This is a genomic window from Oceanobacillus sp. FSL K6-0127 (genome assembly GCF_037983385.1).
GTDB classification, from domain to species: Bacteria; Bacillota; Bacilli; order Bacillales; family Amphibacillaceae; genus Oceanobacillus; species Oceanobacillus profundus.
On record NZ_CP150287.1, the window covers coordinates 341,635 to 357,184 of the forward strand.

Annotated in this window: 14 protein-coding genes; 7 read left to right on the forward strand and 7 right to left on the reverse strand. The window is 39.0% G+C overall.

What is annotated here, in order from left to right; translation table 11 throughout:
- Positions 1-26 precede the first annotated feature (26 nt).
- The 3 genes from acnA to MHH64_RS01630 form a co-directional block, all read right to left on the reverse strand.
- The gene (gene acnA, locus MHH64_RS01620; RefSeq protein ID WP_340002555.1) at positions 27-2,723 is read right to left on the reverse strand and encodes an aconitate hydratase AcnA; all 2,697 of its coding nucleotides are present in this window, start codon (positions 2,721-2,723) and stop codon (positions 27-29) included.
- Positions 2,724-2,881: 158 nt separating this feature from the next.
- Entirely contained in the window at positions 2,882-3,754 is an 873-nt protein-coding gene (locus tag MHH64_RS01625; protein WP_303447042.1) for a LysR family transcriptional regulator, read from the reverse strand.
- A 172-nt stretch (positions 3,755-3,926) separates the two neighbouring features.
- Positions 3,927-4,787, reverse strand: a complete 861-nt coding sequence (locus MHH64_RS01630; RefSeq protein ID WP_095310304.1) for a DUF421 domain-containing protein — start codon at positions 4,785-4,787, stop codon at positions 3,927-3,929.
- Between the two features lie 95 nt (positions 4,788-4,882).
- Between MHH64_RS01630 and MHH64_RS01635 the strand changes: the two genes are divergently transcribed.
- Positions 4,883-5,221, forward strand: coding sequence for a DUF4363 family protein (locus MHH64_RS01635; protein ID WP_158586181.1), 339 nt, complete (start codon positions 4,883-4,885; stop codon positions 5,219-5,221).
- Between the two features lie 259 nt (positions 5,222-5,480).
- Complete coding sequence (cax, locus tag MHH64_RS01640) at positions 5,481-6,578, forward strand: calcium/proton exchanger (protein WP_118888286.1); 1,098 nt, start codon at positions 5,481-5,483, stop codon at positions 6,576-6,578.
- A 108-nt stretch (positions 6,579-6,686) separates the two neighbouring features.
- Here the strand turns inward: cax and MHH64_RS01645 are convergent, their stop codons facing one another.
- Genes MHH64_RS01645 through MHH64_RS01655 form a run of 3 tightly spaced genes read right to left on the reverse strand, consistent with a single transcriptional unit; the run spans position 6,687 to position 9,710 of the window.
- Positions 6,687-7,202 carry a sigma factor gene (locus MHH64_RS01645; RefSeq protein ID WP_095310298.1) on the reverse strand — a complete coding sequence of 172 codons (516 nt, stop codon included), beginning with the start codon at positions 7,200-7,202 and terminating at the stop codon, positions 6,687-6,689.
- 25 nt (positions 7,203-7,227) lie between these two features.
- Positions 7,228-8,994: a HAMP domain-containing sensor histidine kinase gene (locus MHH64_RS01650; RefSeq protein ID WP_118888285.1), complete on the reverse strand. Its 1,767-nt coding sequence runs from the start codon at positions 8,992-8,994 to the stop codon at positions 7,228-7,230.
- Positions 8,991-9,710: a response regulator transcription factor gene (locus tag MHH64_RS01655; protein WP_118888284.1), complete on the reverse strand. Its 720-nt coding sequence runs from the start codon at positions 9,708-9,710 to the stop codon at positions 8,991-8,993. The genes MHH64_RS01650 and MHH64_RS01655 overlap by 4 nt, the downstream gene beginning before the upstream one ends.
- A 152-nt stretch (positions 9,711-9,862) precedes the next feature.
- Between MHH64_RS01655 and MHH64_RS01660 the strand changes: the two genes are divergently transcribed.
- The 5 genes from MHH64_RS01660 (at position 9,863) to MHH64_RS01680 (ending at position 14,804) form a co-directional block, all read left to right on the forward strand.
- Entirely contained in the window at positions 9,863-11,041 is a 1,179-nt protein-coding gene (locus tag MHH64_RS01660; RefSeq protein ID WP_118888283.1) for a DUF418 domain-containing protein, read from the forward strand.
- A gap of 342 nt (positions 11,042-11,383) precedes the next feature.
- Positions 11,384-12,388 carry a TRAP transporter substrate-binding protein gene (locus MHH64_RS01665; RefSeq protein ID WP_187393119.1) on the forward strand — a complete coding sequence of 335 codons (1,005 nt, stop codon included), beginning with the start codon at positions 11,384-11,386 and terminating at the stop codon, positions 12,386-12,388.
- Positions 12,381-12,866 carry a TRAP transporter small permease gene (locus tag MHH64_RS01670; RefSeq protein WP_118888282.1) on the forward strand — a complete coding sequence of 162 codons (486 nt, stop codon included), beginning with the start codon at positions 12,381-12,383 and terminating at the stop codon, positions 12,864-12,866. The genes MHH64_RS01665 and MHH64_RS01670 overlap by 8 nt, the downstream gene beginning before the upstream one ends.
- Positions 12,866-14,161, forward strand: coding sequence for a TRAP transporter large permease (locus MHH64_RS01675; protein WP_118888281.1), 1,296 nt, complete (start codon positions 12,866-12,868; stop codon positions 14,159-14,161). The genes MHH64_RS01670 and MHH64_RS01675 overlap by 1 nt, the downstream gene beginning before the upstream one ends.
- 319 nt (positions 14,162-14,480) lie before the next feature.
- Positions 14,481-14,804: a nucleoside triphosphate pyrophosphohydrolase gene (locus MHH64_RS01680; protein WP_095310284.1), complete on the forward strand. Its 324-nt coding sequence runs from the start codon at positions 14,481-14,483 to the stop codon at positions 14,802-14,804.
- A 47-nt stretch (positions 14,805-14,851) separates the two neighbouring features.
- On the opposite strand, the gene MHH64_RS01685 is transcribed toward MHH64_RS01680, so the two are convergent.
- A complete protein-coding gene (locus MHH64_RS01685; protein ID WP_340002556.1) occupies positions 14,852-15,502 on the reverse strand; it encodes a YdeI/OmpD-associated family protein in 651 nt (216 codons plus the stop codon).
- Positions 15,503-15,550: the final 48 nt, after the last annotated feature.

The following is a 15,550-nucleotide window of genomic DNA, read 5'->3' on the forward strand; positions in this document are numbered from 1 at the left end:
ATCCAAGGTAAATCCCTCACTTTCATTCAGATCGTTAATTTATCCGAATACGTCTGAACAATGCTTGGTAATATCCCACCATTATTGTAGTAGTCAACTTCTACGCGGTTATCTAAGCGAGCGGTGGTGTCGAAATAAAACAACTCACCAGTTTCGCGCACTGCCTTTACTTGAATGGTTTTACCTGGGTATAAATCTTCCAGCTGGTTACCGAAATAAAAGGTTTCCGTGCCTATTAGCTGTAATGTTTCTTTATTGGTTCCTTCCATAAATTGCAATGGCAGGACACCCATTCCAAGTAGGTTACTCCGATGAATCCGCTCAAAGCTTTCTGCAATTACCGTTTTCACCCCTAATAGCAATGCCCCCTTTGCAGCCCAGTCTCTGGAACTTCCTGTTCCATATTCTTTTCCTGCAACGACTGTAAGCGGCGTACCGTCTTGTTCATAACGTTTTGCAGCTTCATAAACCGTCATAACCTCATTTGTAGGAAAATACGTTGTATACCCACCTTCCATATCGGGTAAAAGCTGGTTGCGTATTCTTACATTGGCAAAGGCTCCTCTCTGCATTACTTCATAATTGCCGCGCCTTGATGGATAGGAATTAAATTTTCTAGGAGTCACCCCATGCTCCATTAAGTATGTTGCGGCTGGACCATCCGTTTTAATCCTGCCTGCAGGAGAGATGTGATCCGTTGTTATGGAATCACCAAGCATTAATAGAATTCTCGTTCTATCCAGGTTTGACTTCTGAATGACCGCCTGATTAAGAAATGGAGGTTTTCTAATATAAGTCGATTCTGGATCCCATTGGTAGATTTGCCCACTCGGTATCTCCAATTCATTCCAATCCTCGTTACGCGTGAAAATTTGATCGTAATTTTTCTTAAACATACTGGATTCTAATGACGCCTTACGAACTGCTTCAATCTCTTTTGATGTTGGCCAGATATCCTTTAAATACACGGGGCTATTGTTTGTATCATAGCCTAGTGGCTCGCCGTCAAATTCAATATCGACCGTTCCTGCTAATGCATATGCAACAACTAATGGCGGCGATGCAAGATAATTTGCCTTTACCTTCGGATGGATTCTTCCTTCAAAATTCCGGTTGCCAGACAATACGGATGCGACCGTTAAATTATTGTTGCTAACCACTTCATCAACGGCATCGAATAATTCCCCAGAGTTACCAATACATGTCGCGCATCCATAGCCTGCAATGTTAAACCCTAGTTGCTCTAGATAGGCAAGCAATCCAGACTTTTCCAAATATTCGGTAACGACCTTTGAGCCAGGTGTTAAGGATGCTTTCACATAGCTTGGTTTCACCAGATTTCTTTCAATAGCCTTTTTGGCAACTAATCCAGCTCCAATCATCACATTCGGATTCGATGTATTCGTACAGCTTGTGATTGCCGCAATAACAACACTCCCTGCCTTCACTACCTCGTCCTCTATCGCAGCTTCCTTTGCTACTTCATCCTCTGTGAGCCCATATCCACCGGCAGTGACTGGTTTTCGTAAACTGTCTCGAAATCGTTGTTTTAATTCAGATAAATCAACTCGGTCCTGTGGTCGCTTCGGTCCAGCCAGAGATGTAACGACCAAGGAAAGGTCAAGTTCAATCGTATCGGAATAAGCAGGATAAGCTTCATGCTCCTCACGAAAAAGCCGCTGTTTTTGATAATACGTCTGAATGAGGTGTATATCTTCCTCACTGCGCCCTAGCATTCGTAAATAGTCTAATGTTTCATAATCAACCGGGAAGTAGGACATTGTTGCACCAGATTCAGGCGCCATATTGGAAATCGTTGAACGATCAAAAACCGTCAGTGATTTCACACCGTCACCATAAAACTCTACAATTTTTCCAATTACATTTTTCTCCCGCAGCATATTCGTTACAGTAAGAGCAAGATCTGTCGCTGTTGTTCCCTCTGATAATGAGCCGGTTAGCTTAAAACCAATAACTTCCGGACTAATAAAGTACAGGGGATCACCGAGCATCGCTGCTTCCGCCTCGATTCCCCCAACCCCGTAGCCAACAATACCAAGACCGTTAATCATCGTTGTATGGGAATCTGCACCAACAAGTGAATCTGGAAAAATATGAATCTCGTTACCTATCTCTTCCACAACCGCAACTTTAGTCAAATACTCCATGTTGATCTGATGCATAATTCCTGACGAAGGCGGAAACACACGGAATTTATCAAAATTGGACTGGGCCCATTTGAGAAACTGAAATCTTTCTCTATTTCTTTCAAACTCACGCCTCTCATTCATCCTTCTCGCATTCTCAGACCCTGCAAAATCAACCATAACAGAATGGTCTACAACTAAATCTACTGGAATCTTCGGGTTAACCTTGCTTACATCTCCCCCTAATTCAGCAACAGCATCTCTTAATAAAGCAAGATCCACAATCACAGGAATACCTGTAGTGTCGTGCAATAACACACGATACGGTTTGAATGGCATTTCCTTTTTTGAACTTTTGTCGCTAGCCCTGTTTGCTAAATGGTACACATGATCTTCCGTTATTTTCTTACCATCCATATTTCGCAGGGCTGCTTCCAAGAAAACTTTAATCGTATAAGGCAATTGGGAAAAATCCTGGCCGATTTCCTTTTCCAGCTTATGTAATGCATAGTAATAATAGCTAGTTCCATTCAACGTAAAGCTATCTTTTGTATTGGAAAGCTGCTGATTATTCATCGAACATACCCCTTTATGATTTCTTTCATTTGATTATCATTAGTTTAATGTAAACGTAATCATAAATGAAGTATCGATTTTTTATAAATATGCATAAAGAAAAGGCATAACACGAATACGTATAAATACAATGCAGCAGATTCGATCCAAAAAGAGATTTAAATCGATTCCTGAAAATCTACTTCATTGATAAACTCCACAAACGCCCTTACGATATTCAATTCAAACGACTCCTCTTTGTAAAGCATCCAAGAAGAGCGACCAATCGGGGCATCATTTTTATCAATCAAGTCTACTTTATAAAGATCAGGAATATCCTGCACTACCAGCTTTGGCAAAATAGCGTATCCCAACCCTTGCTTCAGCATTTCTCTGCATATATCGGTTTGTCCAACAACCATATGAATATGGGCTCCTGCCGTATAATTTTCCATCCACCACGTATCAATCAATTCTTTTAGCTTATAATCGGTTTTATATTCAATCCGAGGCAGGTTTGGGAGATCTTCTAAACGAATTTCATCCATCGATGCGATACATACTGGTTCCTCAAATAGTAAATGCTTGATCCCCTTCCACGCATAATCCCCTCTGACAAAACTAATATGGACATCTCCTTCCTGCATCATTTTGAAGACATCGCGACTAAACCCACTCGTGACATTAAATTGGACAAGTGGATGCTTTTCCTTGAATTGCTGTAAGAGTTCTGGAAGCTTATACCTTGTCATAAAATTTGCAACACCAAGCTTTAACGTACCAACAATTGGTTCCCGCATACTCGATAAAACGTTCTTCACTTCTTCTACTTGTTTCAAGTATTCGATTCCTTGCTCTGCTAGATACTCTCCCTGCGGTGTTAACTGCGCCCCGCGATTCATTCGGTAGATAATATTGACGTTTAATTCCTTTTCCATTTTTTTAATTCTTACTGTTACTGCTGGCTGAGTCATAAATAATTTCTTTGCGGCGTTTGAAATATTCCCCTCCGTTTTGATCATCGATAGAATATTCCAGTCTTTTTGATTCAAGTAGTTTCCCTCCCCTTTTGCCTTTTAGATAATTTTACCGTATTCTGACATTATTAAAAACATCCTGGAATTTATCACAGCTAAAGACTTATACGCCAACAGTATATAGAACGGAGAAACCAGTACTAGTCCCGCTATGTATCGTGCACCTGCCTTCTATAAACAGTCCCTCCTACTTCAAATAAGGCAAAATCGTATCCAAGGTTTTTTTTAGCTCTGATGCCTGTTGAGCGTATAGCTTCTTCGCTTCAGGATTATCTGTTTCCAGAGAAAAGCTCTCCAAATCTGCCTGGATCTTTTTGAGCGTTGCAGCCACAAGCGGCCTCTCTTCTACAACAGGTCTTCTATATTGATCCTCATATAAATCCACATACATATTGCCCCGCGAATCTATTTGAGCTAAAAAGACATCCTTAATACTTTTGGCTCCTTGCTTCTGTACTTCTCCTTCTAACCATTCCTTTGAATAGCCAAGATTCTCCAAGCTCTTTTTTAATATCTTTCCATCCATTATCAAGATGGTGGGACCATGCTCCTTTTCCAGTGGAATTCCTAGTATTTGGGGTGTAACTGGCTGTTGGTTTGTTTTCAACAATACACTTAGCTGACCATTTGTTTCAAAAACTGCCATCTCTACATCTGATACTTTAAAAGTGCCTTTTTCTCTTAATAGCAATAATAATTCATTGACTGTTAGCAAATTCTTTTTTAAATTCTTATGCAATATCTCCCCGTTCTGTATTAAGATAGTTGCTTTACCGTCTGTAATATTAGAAAAGATTATTGATTTCATACCAACATAGGCTAAAATAATTGGAAATAACCCCCAAATCGTTAAGGACACTAGTCCGTTCACAATTTTAACGTTTTGATCAATTGACAGGGTTGCAGCTATTGAACCAATCGTTATTCCAACACAATAATCAAAAAAAGTAAGCTGTGAAATTTGCTTCTTTCCCATAACCCTAGTCATTAGTAATAATAAAAAGAAAGCAACTATTGACCGAATAAGAATCAAGACGACCTCAGGCATGATCCAATCTCCCGCCTTTCTAAAATTCAAATATATATTCGTATTATGGGCAATCTATGTATAACCATTCATCAAATACGGAGGGGCAATTAGGTATGAAAAAGATAAAAATCCTATTAGCATTTTTAGCTATTCTGCTAGCTGGCTGCACCAATCAAGTCGGAGGAGATTATTTCTTTAACCACATTGATCAGATTGAACAGGAAATAGACCAATCAAATTGGGACAAGATTGCGGTCCAAACAGATGAGTTAAAAAAGATGTACAAAAAAAATAGATGGAAAATACAGCTGCTAGGTGATGAAGGTGAGTATGAGGAACTGCATATAAGCATCAACATTCTAATCGCTGCAGTTCTGGAAGAAGATTCAACAAGCGCTAGACTTGAGCTCGCTACAGTCAGATCAATTCTAGAGGATATTTATTCTTTGTAGATAGTGCCAGTATTTTACCAAGAAAGCCCGATGGTTGATATTGTAAAAGCTGTAATATATCAGATTCCCTATAGCGTAAAAACAGGTCAAACACTGTCACTAGTCCTAAGCTAAGGTATTAAAATCCATTTGGGTTCTCTCTTCTTCTTGCTATAAATATCATCCTCCTTATCCCCCTTATTCATTATCATTCAAAACCACACACTATCTCCGTTTTCCCTAAAACCTTTTCAGAAATAAATTCCAATAAATACGGGTAATCTATAATTATCTAAATAAAGAAACGGAGGTCTTCAACATAAATAAATTATTTGCGATTTTCGTTGTCCTTGGAATACCACTTTCTATCATTGGCTCGATCTTTCATTGGTCTGCCATCATGATGTTTATCATTTATTGTTTGACAATTGTTGCCTTAGCTGGCTTTATCGGCCGTGCCACCGAGAGCCTGGCAATTGTTTTAGGGCCAAGAGCTGGTGGTCTGCTAAATGCAACCTTTGGAAATGCAGTTGAACTTATTATTTCTATTTTCGCATTAAAAGCCGGGCTTATTGGAATTGTGCTCGCTTCGTTAACAGGCTCTGTATTAGGTAACTTACTGCTTGTCGGTGGGCTATCTTTCTTTGTTGGTGGTCTGAAATATAAACGGCAATCCTTTAATATCTACGAAGCACGTCATAATGCAGGGCTGTTAATCTTTGCAGTCATTGTCGCCTTTGTAATTCCTGAGGTGTTTACACATACGATGAATGAGAAAGACACAATGGTTTTAAGTGTTGGGATTTCCATTATTTTAATCGTCCTCTATTTGGCGGCATTGTTATTTAAATTTGTCACCCACCGCGGGGTTTACCAAGCAGATGAAACACAAAGTGAAGTCGTTCATGAGGAAGAACCAGAATGGGGGAAAACAAAAGCAATCGTAATTCTGGCACTTGCAACAGTTGCCGTTGCTTATGTTTCGGAACATTTAGTGTCCACATTTGATATCGTCGGAGCGACATTTGGCTGGTCCGAATTATTTATTGGGATTATTATTGTTGCGATTGTTGGAAATGCTGCAGAGCATGCCTCAGCAATTATCATGGCGTATAAAAATAAAATGGATGTTGCGGTCGAAATTGCCGTTGGCTCCACCCTCCAAGTCGCCATGTTTGTTTTGCCGATTCTTGTTTTGCTATCCCTGTTCTTTCCGACGCCCATGCCACTCGTTTTCACATGGCCGGAATTAATCAGTATGGTGACAGCTGTGTTATTAATGATTACGTTATCCAATGACGGGGATTCCAATTGGTTTGATGGACTTGCCTTACTTGCAGCGTATGTGATTATGGGATTTGGGTTTTACTTTATTTAAGGAATTCAATTTATTTAACAGGCAAAACGTACAAAAGGCCGTAACCTTCATCTAGCTAGGGTTACGAGCCTTTTTCTCGGAAACTTCACACTTTAACTTCAACAATCTCTACCCAATACGAAATAATACGTTCTCTTTTTCAGTAGAATCCATACTCTTTAATGCTTCGCTCAGCTTCTCTCTCGCCTGATAAATAGAGGTACGCACTTCGGATTTAGTAGTATGGAGAACTTCACTAATCTCCTGGTCAGATAAGTGATACCAAGTCTCTAGAATGACAGCCACCCGTTTGTTAAAAGGAACGTGCTGCAGCAAGGGGAGAATACCTTTAGCAGAATTCACTTCGCCCGTACTAAAGCCTTCCATAAATTGTTCTTGTGTTAGACAAACCATTGATTGATATAACCATATTGAAAATTTTTTATCCTCAGTAAAATAATCATCCATGTGAGCATAAACGTACAGAAATGTCTCATTGGCAATCTCTTCCGCTTTCTCCTCGTTGCCCATCAACAAGATACAGAGATTATAAACCGATTGCTGGTAGTGCTGAACAAGCTTTTCAAACGCTTTAACATTTCCTTTCCTTACCCGCTTTATGATATGTTTTCCAATCTCCTTCAATCTTCTCCCCTCGCTTTCTTTTTCACTATGAAACTGCCCTCTTGTCTGGTACTTCTACCTGGGAAAATACCACCGTTACAATAGTTCCTGTATTTTCTTCAGATTCCACAAGGATTGAACCTTGATGCAGCTTTGCAATTTGCAATGCAATGCTCATACCAAGACCAGTACCTTCCATACTCTCTTCTGTATTCGTTCCACGATAGTACCGACTAAATAAATTCTCCTTCGTCTCCTCATCCATACCTAGACCATTATCAATCACCCTAATTTTAAGCTCTTGATTATTTGCTGTTTCATCTACGCGAATTACGACGGAGGTTCCTGGCGGGTTATGCTTCATCGCATTATAAATTAAGTTATCGATCATTCGCTCAAACAATCGTTCATTCATTTGTACAACTCGATTCGATTTCAATGGCTTAAACGAAATGGAATATTCTTGGAACGTGATGTCATTGGTAAATTTTCTTATTACCTTCTCCAAAAACGAATTAATCTCCACCGTTTGGAGTGAAACAAGTGCAGCATTATTCTTCAGTTGGAAGCTAAGGGTAAAGTCTTCAATCAGCTTTACCATATAATCACTTTTTTCATAGATTGTTTTTCCAATATCTTTTAGCTCTTGCTGGGACCACTCGTATTCTCCACTTTCTAATAATCTCCCATATCCTTCCATTGTCGTAAGTGGGGTACGCAGGTCATGGGAAATGCCTGCCATCCATTCCTCTCTCGTCTTTTCCAATTGCTCGCGTTCTTTTTTCGAAGCATCAAGCTTTTGTGCCATATCATAAAAGGCATAGAAGACTTCTCGATACAACCTGTAACGCCACTTGATCTTTCCATTTTTCCTAAAAATATGCTTCTTCTCACGCTCTGTTAAAACCTCATCATATTGGCCATTTCCCATTCTGCCTAGCCAGTTTGCAAAAACCAATAATGGATTCCCATATCTGAAACCATTCCAAATGGAAATTACAATTGTAATAAGCAGTACAATTGCTGCCGTAATAAGCAGACCGATTAACGTTGCTTGATACGTTTTTAGATTAATTTCTCCTTTATGCACATTTGGTGTATACAGAACCCATAAATCACCTGTCTCGGTATCACGATATGTCTGCTGCTTGGTCGAATACATATCTGGAGATATACCTCGTTTAAAAGCATCTAACGGTAATTCCTCTTCACGTTCTGCTTCCCCAAGCGATATTCTCTGTTCCCCATTACTCCCATAAATCTCAAGGGTTCCTTCGACCTCTAATAACTTTTCATTTACTGCAGCAGTGTCCTGCTTGGCGATCGTCCCATTATCGTTATATGTCTCAACAAGTTCATCCAGTGAGATGCCTGATTCCGGTTCATGCCCCAAAACAAATAAATAATCCGTCTCATAAAACGTCTCCAAATAAAAGGTTAGCTCATACCCCTTATAGGATTCGTTTTCTTTCATGAGCAGTAAATCATGCATACTATAATGATCCGGGAAATCATTCGGTACATTTCCAGCATCAATTACGTCACCTTGTTTATTAATGATCTGCACCCAAATATCTTCATCAAGCCCTTCACTCCACCCCTCACGCATTTCCAAGTCTCGAAATGATTCACCAGCATCCAGCATGGAAATTTCTTCAAGCATTGTATAATAATAATTATGTCCAGCTTGATCCTCTGTCATCAATCCAATGGTAAGTACTAATGTAATTGCAACAACAATTACCATTAAAATGGCAATCGAAATAAATTGAATGGAAAAATGCATAAACAGACGTCTTCTAAGCTTTTTCATCTAACATGTTCCTTCACTAGCTTGTATCCTAATCCTCGAACCGTTGTTAAATAGGTTGGCTTACTTGGATTTTCTTCAATTCTCTCTCTGATTCTTCTAATATGTACAGACACTGTATTTTCATCGACATAGTGGTCGAACCCCCATACTGCATCGAGTAGTGCTGACTTTGAAAAAACCTGATTCGGATGTTTACAAAGGTAAAGTAATAGCAAATATACCTGTGTCGGGCAGGACACAACTTTTTCATTCACGATTAGCTCCCCTGCTTGTTCATCCAGTACAAAGCGACCAAAATCATACCGCTTGGTTGGCATTGTATTTTTTTCTGCCTTTGGATGAGATTCAGTTCTTCTAAGATGCGCCTTGATTCTTGCTGCTACCTCCAATGGATTAAATGGCTTTGTTACATAGTCGTCTCCACCCGTTGCAAAACCGGTAAGGACATCCAAGTCAGAAACTCGTGCCGTCAGAAAGAGAATATACGCGCTCGTTAGCTCTCTCATTTTCGGACTGAGATCAAATCCACTGCCATCTGGAAGCATCACGTCCAAAATAATAATGTCAATAGGATGCTCCGCAACAAAGGATAATGCTTCCTTTCCTGTAAAAGCGGTATATATATGTTCAAATCCTTCTTTTCTTAACATTAACTCCAACATTTTTACGATGGCTTTTTCATCATCCACAATTAAAATATGTGTCTCATTTCCCATATTTTCCACCTCAACGACATTCTACCACGGAAAGTTTACGATTAGTTGAACAATATTAAGGAATACGTTATAAATTGTTAAGATTCTGTTCAATTACGGGAAATTTAAGACTGATACCTTAAATGTATAACGAACAGAGAGGAAGTACGTGCATGAAACGAAGAATAAGTACAATTGATGGATTAAGAGGTTTTAGTTTACTCGGAATTCTGATCGCGAATATGCTGATTTTCCAATATGGGATATTTGGCAAGGATAGTCCTGAGCATTTTCAACTATCTTCACCCGATACGGTTGCCTATGTGTGGACAAAGATTTTTGTAGAAGGAAGCTTCCTGCCTATTTTCATGTTTTTATTTGGCTATTCCTTGATTAAGCTAAAAGAAAAGCTAGAAAGAAATCAGTTAAAAGTAAAAAGACATCTCGTACGACGGTTTCTCCTATTCTTTGCGTTTGGACTGTTCCATTCCATTTTCATTTGGGAAGGGGATATCCTGGGGGCGTATAGTTTGATCGGCTTTTTAATGCTACTTTTTATAAATCGGAAAAAGAAAACCTTGCTCGTTTGGGCGATTGTGCTATTCGTCTTAACCTCTCTCATGGGATTCGGTGAGATTGAACAAACGGAAAAAGACATACAACTCATGGAATCTTATATCCTGGAGGAAACGGAGGCTTATTCAAGCGATCGTTATGCCGATGCATTCGCATTTCGACAAAGCGGAGAATTGCCTTTTGATTTACCGGAATTCTTTTATGTGCTAATGCTTGTTCTCACTCCCCTTTTAATTGCGCCACTTACGTTACTTGGAATGTACGCCGCAAAGCGCAATTGGTTTACGAATCCAAAACAGGAGAGAAAATGGTATATTCGAGGTGCAATGGGGTTTGGAATAACAGGTTTATTGCTCAAAAGCTCCCATTATATTATCCATGATCCTAGTTGGACGGAAGGTGCTTACAGTATCGGGGCAATCTTCTTAGCGCTTGGTTATATTTTCGGCTTTGCGATTCTTTATACAAAGGAAGCAGGGAAATTCCTGTCCTCCTTTGAAAAAGTCGGGCAATTATCTCTTACAAATTACCTAACACAAAGTATTATCTGTACAGTTATTTTTTATGGATATGGACTAGGGCTCTTTGCGAAGATGGGAGTTTTCCTGGGCATTCTGTTAGCGTTCGTTATTTTCGTTTTGCAAATTGTTTTCAGCCAGCTTTACTTGAAGTGCTTTAGAACGGGACCGTTTGAAAAGATCATGCGGATTGGCAGTTATTTTTCTTTGAAGGGGCAGGTGAAGCAAAAGAGAAGGAAGAAAGAAAGCGCAGCCTAAGAAAATTAGATTGAATAGTTAAAGACTTGGAATATCCAAGTCTTTTTTTGTGTCAAACCAATCCATTAAAAAGACGAACGCAGATATCTCCTGTTGGGAATAAATTTTCATTATTATCTCCTGAGGAGACATGGTTGAATTATTTCGAATATACAAGTATCATGGTTGTATAGTTTGTTTGGTTGTCAAACTATTAGCGAACATCACGACAGGGGTAATTTAACCTACTAGATGTAAGCGCTAAACTATAAATGTTATCGCTTTCGTAATTTCAACCAAAAAAAGCGTGAGAAAACCGTTCATTAGAACACACAACACGAAAAAATCCAGGGAGGGTATATGGTGAAGAAATCTGTCATTACGTTATTTACAGTATTACTATTGTTTATACTTGCAGGATGTCAAGGTGATTCTGATCAAACTAAAGCTATTGAACTGAAACTAGCGCATAACTTACCGCTTGAACACCCCGTCCATTTATCACTAGCAGAATTTGCGAGACTTGTAGAAGAAAAATCCAGCGAGGAAATAAAGGTAAAAATTTACCCAAATGCGCAATTAGGCAGTGAACGAGAAGTAATTGAATTAACACAAACCGGTGCGGTTGATTTAGCGAAAGTGAGCGCAAGTCAATTAGAAGGGTTTGAATCCGATTATTCGATTTTTAGCCTTCCATATATCTTTGAAGATTACGAAACCTATGAAAAAGTCATGAATAATGAAAAAGTAACAGATAAATTGTATAACCAAACAGAAGATATAGGCTTTATCGCGTTAACTTATTATAATGCAGGACAAAGACACCTTTATACGAAAGATAGAGAAGTACATGATGTGAACGACATGAGAGGTCTGAAAGTGCGGGTACAACCCAGTCAAACGAGCGTTCAAATGATTAATGCTTTTGGCGGGATCCCAACAGCAATGGATTATGGTGAAGTGTATACCGCTATACAATCTGGTGTTATCGATGCAGCTGAAAATAATGAAACCGCATTAGTAGGAAACAACCATGGTGAGGTTGCAAAATACTTTATGTATACTGGCCACCAAATTGTACCTGACATGTTTATCATGAATGCAACTAAATTTAATCAATTATCCGATGACCATCAACAGGTTATTAAAGAAGCTGCTCAGGAATCCACGCTATATCATGAAGATGTATGGGCAAAAACCATTGAAGAACAAACAGAGATAGCAAAGGATGAAATGGGTGTTAATTTTATTGAAGTGGATAAAACCCCATTTATCGATGCTGTGCAACCGCTTCACGAACAGTTTGCTAAGGACGAAAAGACAAAGGAAATTTACCAATTAATACAGGAGGCGAAACAAGATGAATAAAGCAAAAAAATGGGTCGACAAGCTCTTACTAAGCCTCTCCTCTCTGTTAATCATTGCCATGGTTGTGCTTTCGATTTGGCAAGTGGTAGCAAGGTATGTACTCAGCATTCCTTCCCCAGCTACCGAGGAAATAACGAGATTTATGCTTATCTGGTTTGGACTATTAGCTGCTTCCTATGTATTTGGAGCTAAAAAACATATTGCTATTCTCTTCTTTAGAGAAAAATTTGCTGCTAAAACGCAAATCTCTATCGAAAGAATAACGGACACACTAGTTATATTGGTTGCATCTATCCTTATGGTTTATGGTGGAATTAAAGTCGTCATGCTTACTATTGCCCAAACTGCTCCGGCAACGGGGATTTCAATGGCATTTGTTTACATGTCGTTACCATTAAGTGGCTTATTTATCATCTTTTACACGATCCATGGTATGTTAACCAATAAAATCAAGGAGAATCAGGAGGTGGGAGTATAATGATGGCGATTGCAGGTACGATTCTTTTTATAAGTTTTATTCTTTTATTATTAGTTGGAGCTCCCATCGCAATTGCGATTATATTAAGTTCTGTCATCACTTTTTTCACTGTGCTGCCTTTTGACGTCGCATTAATGACATCTGCCCAACGAATGATTACTGGAATTGATAACTTTACAATGCTGGCAATCCCTCTATTTGTATTAGCTGGGATTATTATGAATAACGGTGGGATTGCATTTCGTCTCGTGAACTTTGCTAAAGTATTAGTAGGTAAGTTGCCTGGATCTTTAGCACATACGAATGCTGTTGGGAATATGCTATTCGGCTCCATCGCTGGTTCTAGTGTGGCAGCCGCAGCGGCAATGGGACGGATTATGGGTCCAATGCAAGAAAAGCAAGGATACAAGAAGACATACTCAGCAGCTGTTAATATCGCATCCGCTCCAACAGGGTTGATTATTCCACCAAGCTCTGTCGTAATTGTTTATTCACTCGTCAGTGGCGGAACTTCAGTTGCTGCATTATTTATGGCTGGGTACATCCCAGGTATTCTATGGGGTATAGCAGTTATGATTGTTGCCTATTTCATGGCAAAAAAAGAAAATTACCCTGTTTCTACATTACCTAGCATTAAAGATATTTTATATATAATTGGTAGCGCTATCCCTAGTCTCTTTTTAATTGTCATTGTAATTGGTGGTATAGTTGCCGGAATATTCACCGCTACAGAAGGCGCAGCAGTTGCCGTTCTCTATTCCACGATACTAGCAATTATTTATAAGGGGCTGAAATGGAGGGATATCCCAGCTATACTAAAGGAAACCATTGAAATAACGGGGATGATTCTTTTCCTTATTACGTCATCTGCTTTATTCTCACTTGTCATGTCGTATTTAGGCTTACCAGAGGCTATTAGTAACGCATTATTATCCATAACAGAAAATCAAATTGGGATTCTCTTAATTATGATTCTAATTCTGCTTTTAGTAGGGACCTTTATGGATATTACGCCAGCAGTACTGATCTTTACTCCTATCTTTTTGCCGGTTGCAGAAACGTTCGGAATGGATCCTGTTCATTTTGGAATGATTCTATGCTTCGCCCTTTGTATTGGTAATATGACACCACCTGTTGGCAGTGCCTTATTTGTTGGAGCATCTGTAGCGAACGTAAGAATTGAACAAGTGATTGGAACATTAATTCCATACTTTGTGGCTGTCATTATCGTATTGTTACTTGTAACCTTTATTCCGCAGCTTTCCCTGTTCTTACCAAATCTATTTAATTTATAGCAGAGTCAGTTGGGTATAGATTGTTCCAAGCTGTAATATATGAAGGGGGCAGGGTCCGTTTACCTGCCCCCATTTCTTGTTCATGGACACCCTCCCTCTAGTTATCCCCTTTCCATACTGGCAAACTACTATAATTATCTTAAATTTACCCTAAAGTTTTGTAATTAAAATGAAAGGGAATGCAATAATTAATGAATCTAGCAGTGATTTACAATTCCTCAAAACGTACAGTTGAAATTGATCAATTTCCAGTATGCAGAGCGACGTGTTAAGGGAAAGTCCCCTGGTAAAAATATTAAACTAACAAAGGAGTGCTCACATGCCAACATACAACAAACTAGTTCGAGACCGAATCCCTGAAATCTTAAAAAACGCTGGCAAGGACCTAAAAACAGAAACACTAAATCATGATCGTTATATTCTTGAACTCAAGAAAAAATTAAGTGAGGAAGTAGGAGAATATCAGAGTGCTTCAACGAAGGAAGAAGAGTTGGAAGAACTGGCGGATATTTTGGAATTAGTCCATTCCCTTCTAGGTATACACGGAGCTTCTTTTGATGAATTAGAACAAATCCGGGCTGATAAAGCAGCTAAACGTGGAGGCTTTGATGAAAAAACCTTTCTAATTGAGGCTGATGATTAGAATAATGGCTAAATGGACAGCGGGGACAGATCCACTGTCCCCTATTCCTACTTCTTTTTCAATCGAAATAAATCAATCGACTTATACCCTTGAGATAAGATATCAACCATTTGCGCTTGGCGTTTATCCCGTGTTTTCTGTTGCTTCGCAGAAAAGATATAGCGAGCCCAATCTTTTTGATAACCCGGGGTTAACCCCTTGTAAAACTGGAGTTCATTTGGATAATCTCCTAAAATTCTTTCTATGTCTTTCACATTATCCTTATAATCTGCTACACACTGACTTGCAGCAGAAGACTTTTTAGTGCTCTTTTTGTCTCGTTTTAACCCTACAACAGTAAACACATCATCCATACTTACCATCCGAGAAAATTTCAAATCGCTGTTTTCCGCATATCCATCTTCGTCCACTTTCAAAGCAGGAAAGATTTCATCCCGATGCACAAAGCTTTCATAGCGCTTATTTCCCTTTTTCGGATACGCAAAAAACAAGTAGCCTTTTTCGAGTAATTGCTCTTCTTTAATGATACATCGTGTATGCTCCACCATCTCGTCAATTGTTTCTACAAAGACAAAAATCGCATCATGTTCTCCAGCCAATGTCGTTTTGTATCCATCAAAAATAGCATAATCGTCCGGCTCGCCAAGAACAGCCATGTTTACGTATTTATTTAAATTTAACTTGTTGATAATTGTCATCAAGATACCCACTCTTTCATTTAAGAATCAGCTATTAGAAGTATAACA

Bases quoted from the DNA above. Each gene is read 5' to 3' on its own strand.
- MHH64_RS01670 (WP_118888282.1), top strand. From the start codon at position 12,381: ATGAATAAAGCAAAAAAATGGGTCGACAAGCTCTTACTAAGCCTCTCC.
- MHH64_RS01675 (WP_118888281.1), top strand. From the start codon at position 12,866: ATGATGGCGATTGCAGGTACGATTCTTTTTATAAGTTTTATTCTTTTA.
- MHH64_RS01635 (WP_158586181.1), top strand. From the start codon at position 4,883: ATGAAAAAGATAAAAATCCTATTAGCATTTTTAGCTATTCTGCTAGCT.
- MHH64_RS01630 (WP_095310304.1), bottom strand. From the start codon at position 4,787: ATGCCTGAGGTCGTCTTGATTCTTATTCGGTCAATAGTTGCTTTCTTT.
- MHH64_RS01660 (WP_118888283.1), top strand. From the start codon at position 9,863: ATGAAACGAAGAATAAGTACAATTGATGGATTAAGAGGTTTTAGTTTA.
- acnA (WP_340002555.1), bottom strand. From the start codon at position 2,723: ATGAATAATCAGCAGCTTTCCAATACAAAAGATAGCTTTACGTTGAAT.
- MHH64_RS01685 (WP_340002556.1), bottom strand. From the start codon at position 15,502: ATGACAATTATCAACAAGTTAAATTTAAATAAATACGTAAACATGGCT.
- MHH64_RS01655 (WP_118888284.1), bottom strand. From the start codon at position 9,710: ATGGGAAATGAGACACATATTTTAATTGTGGATGATGAAAAAGCCATC.
- MHH64_RS01650 (WP_118888285.1), bottom strand. From the start codon at position 8,994: ATGAAAAAGCTTAGAAGACGTCTGTTTATGCATTTTTCCATTCAATTT.
- MHH64_RS01680 (WP_095310284.1), top strand. From the start codon at position 14,481: ATGCCAACATACAACAAACTAGTTCGAGACCGAATCCCTGAAATCTTA.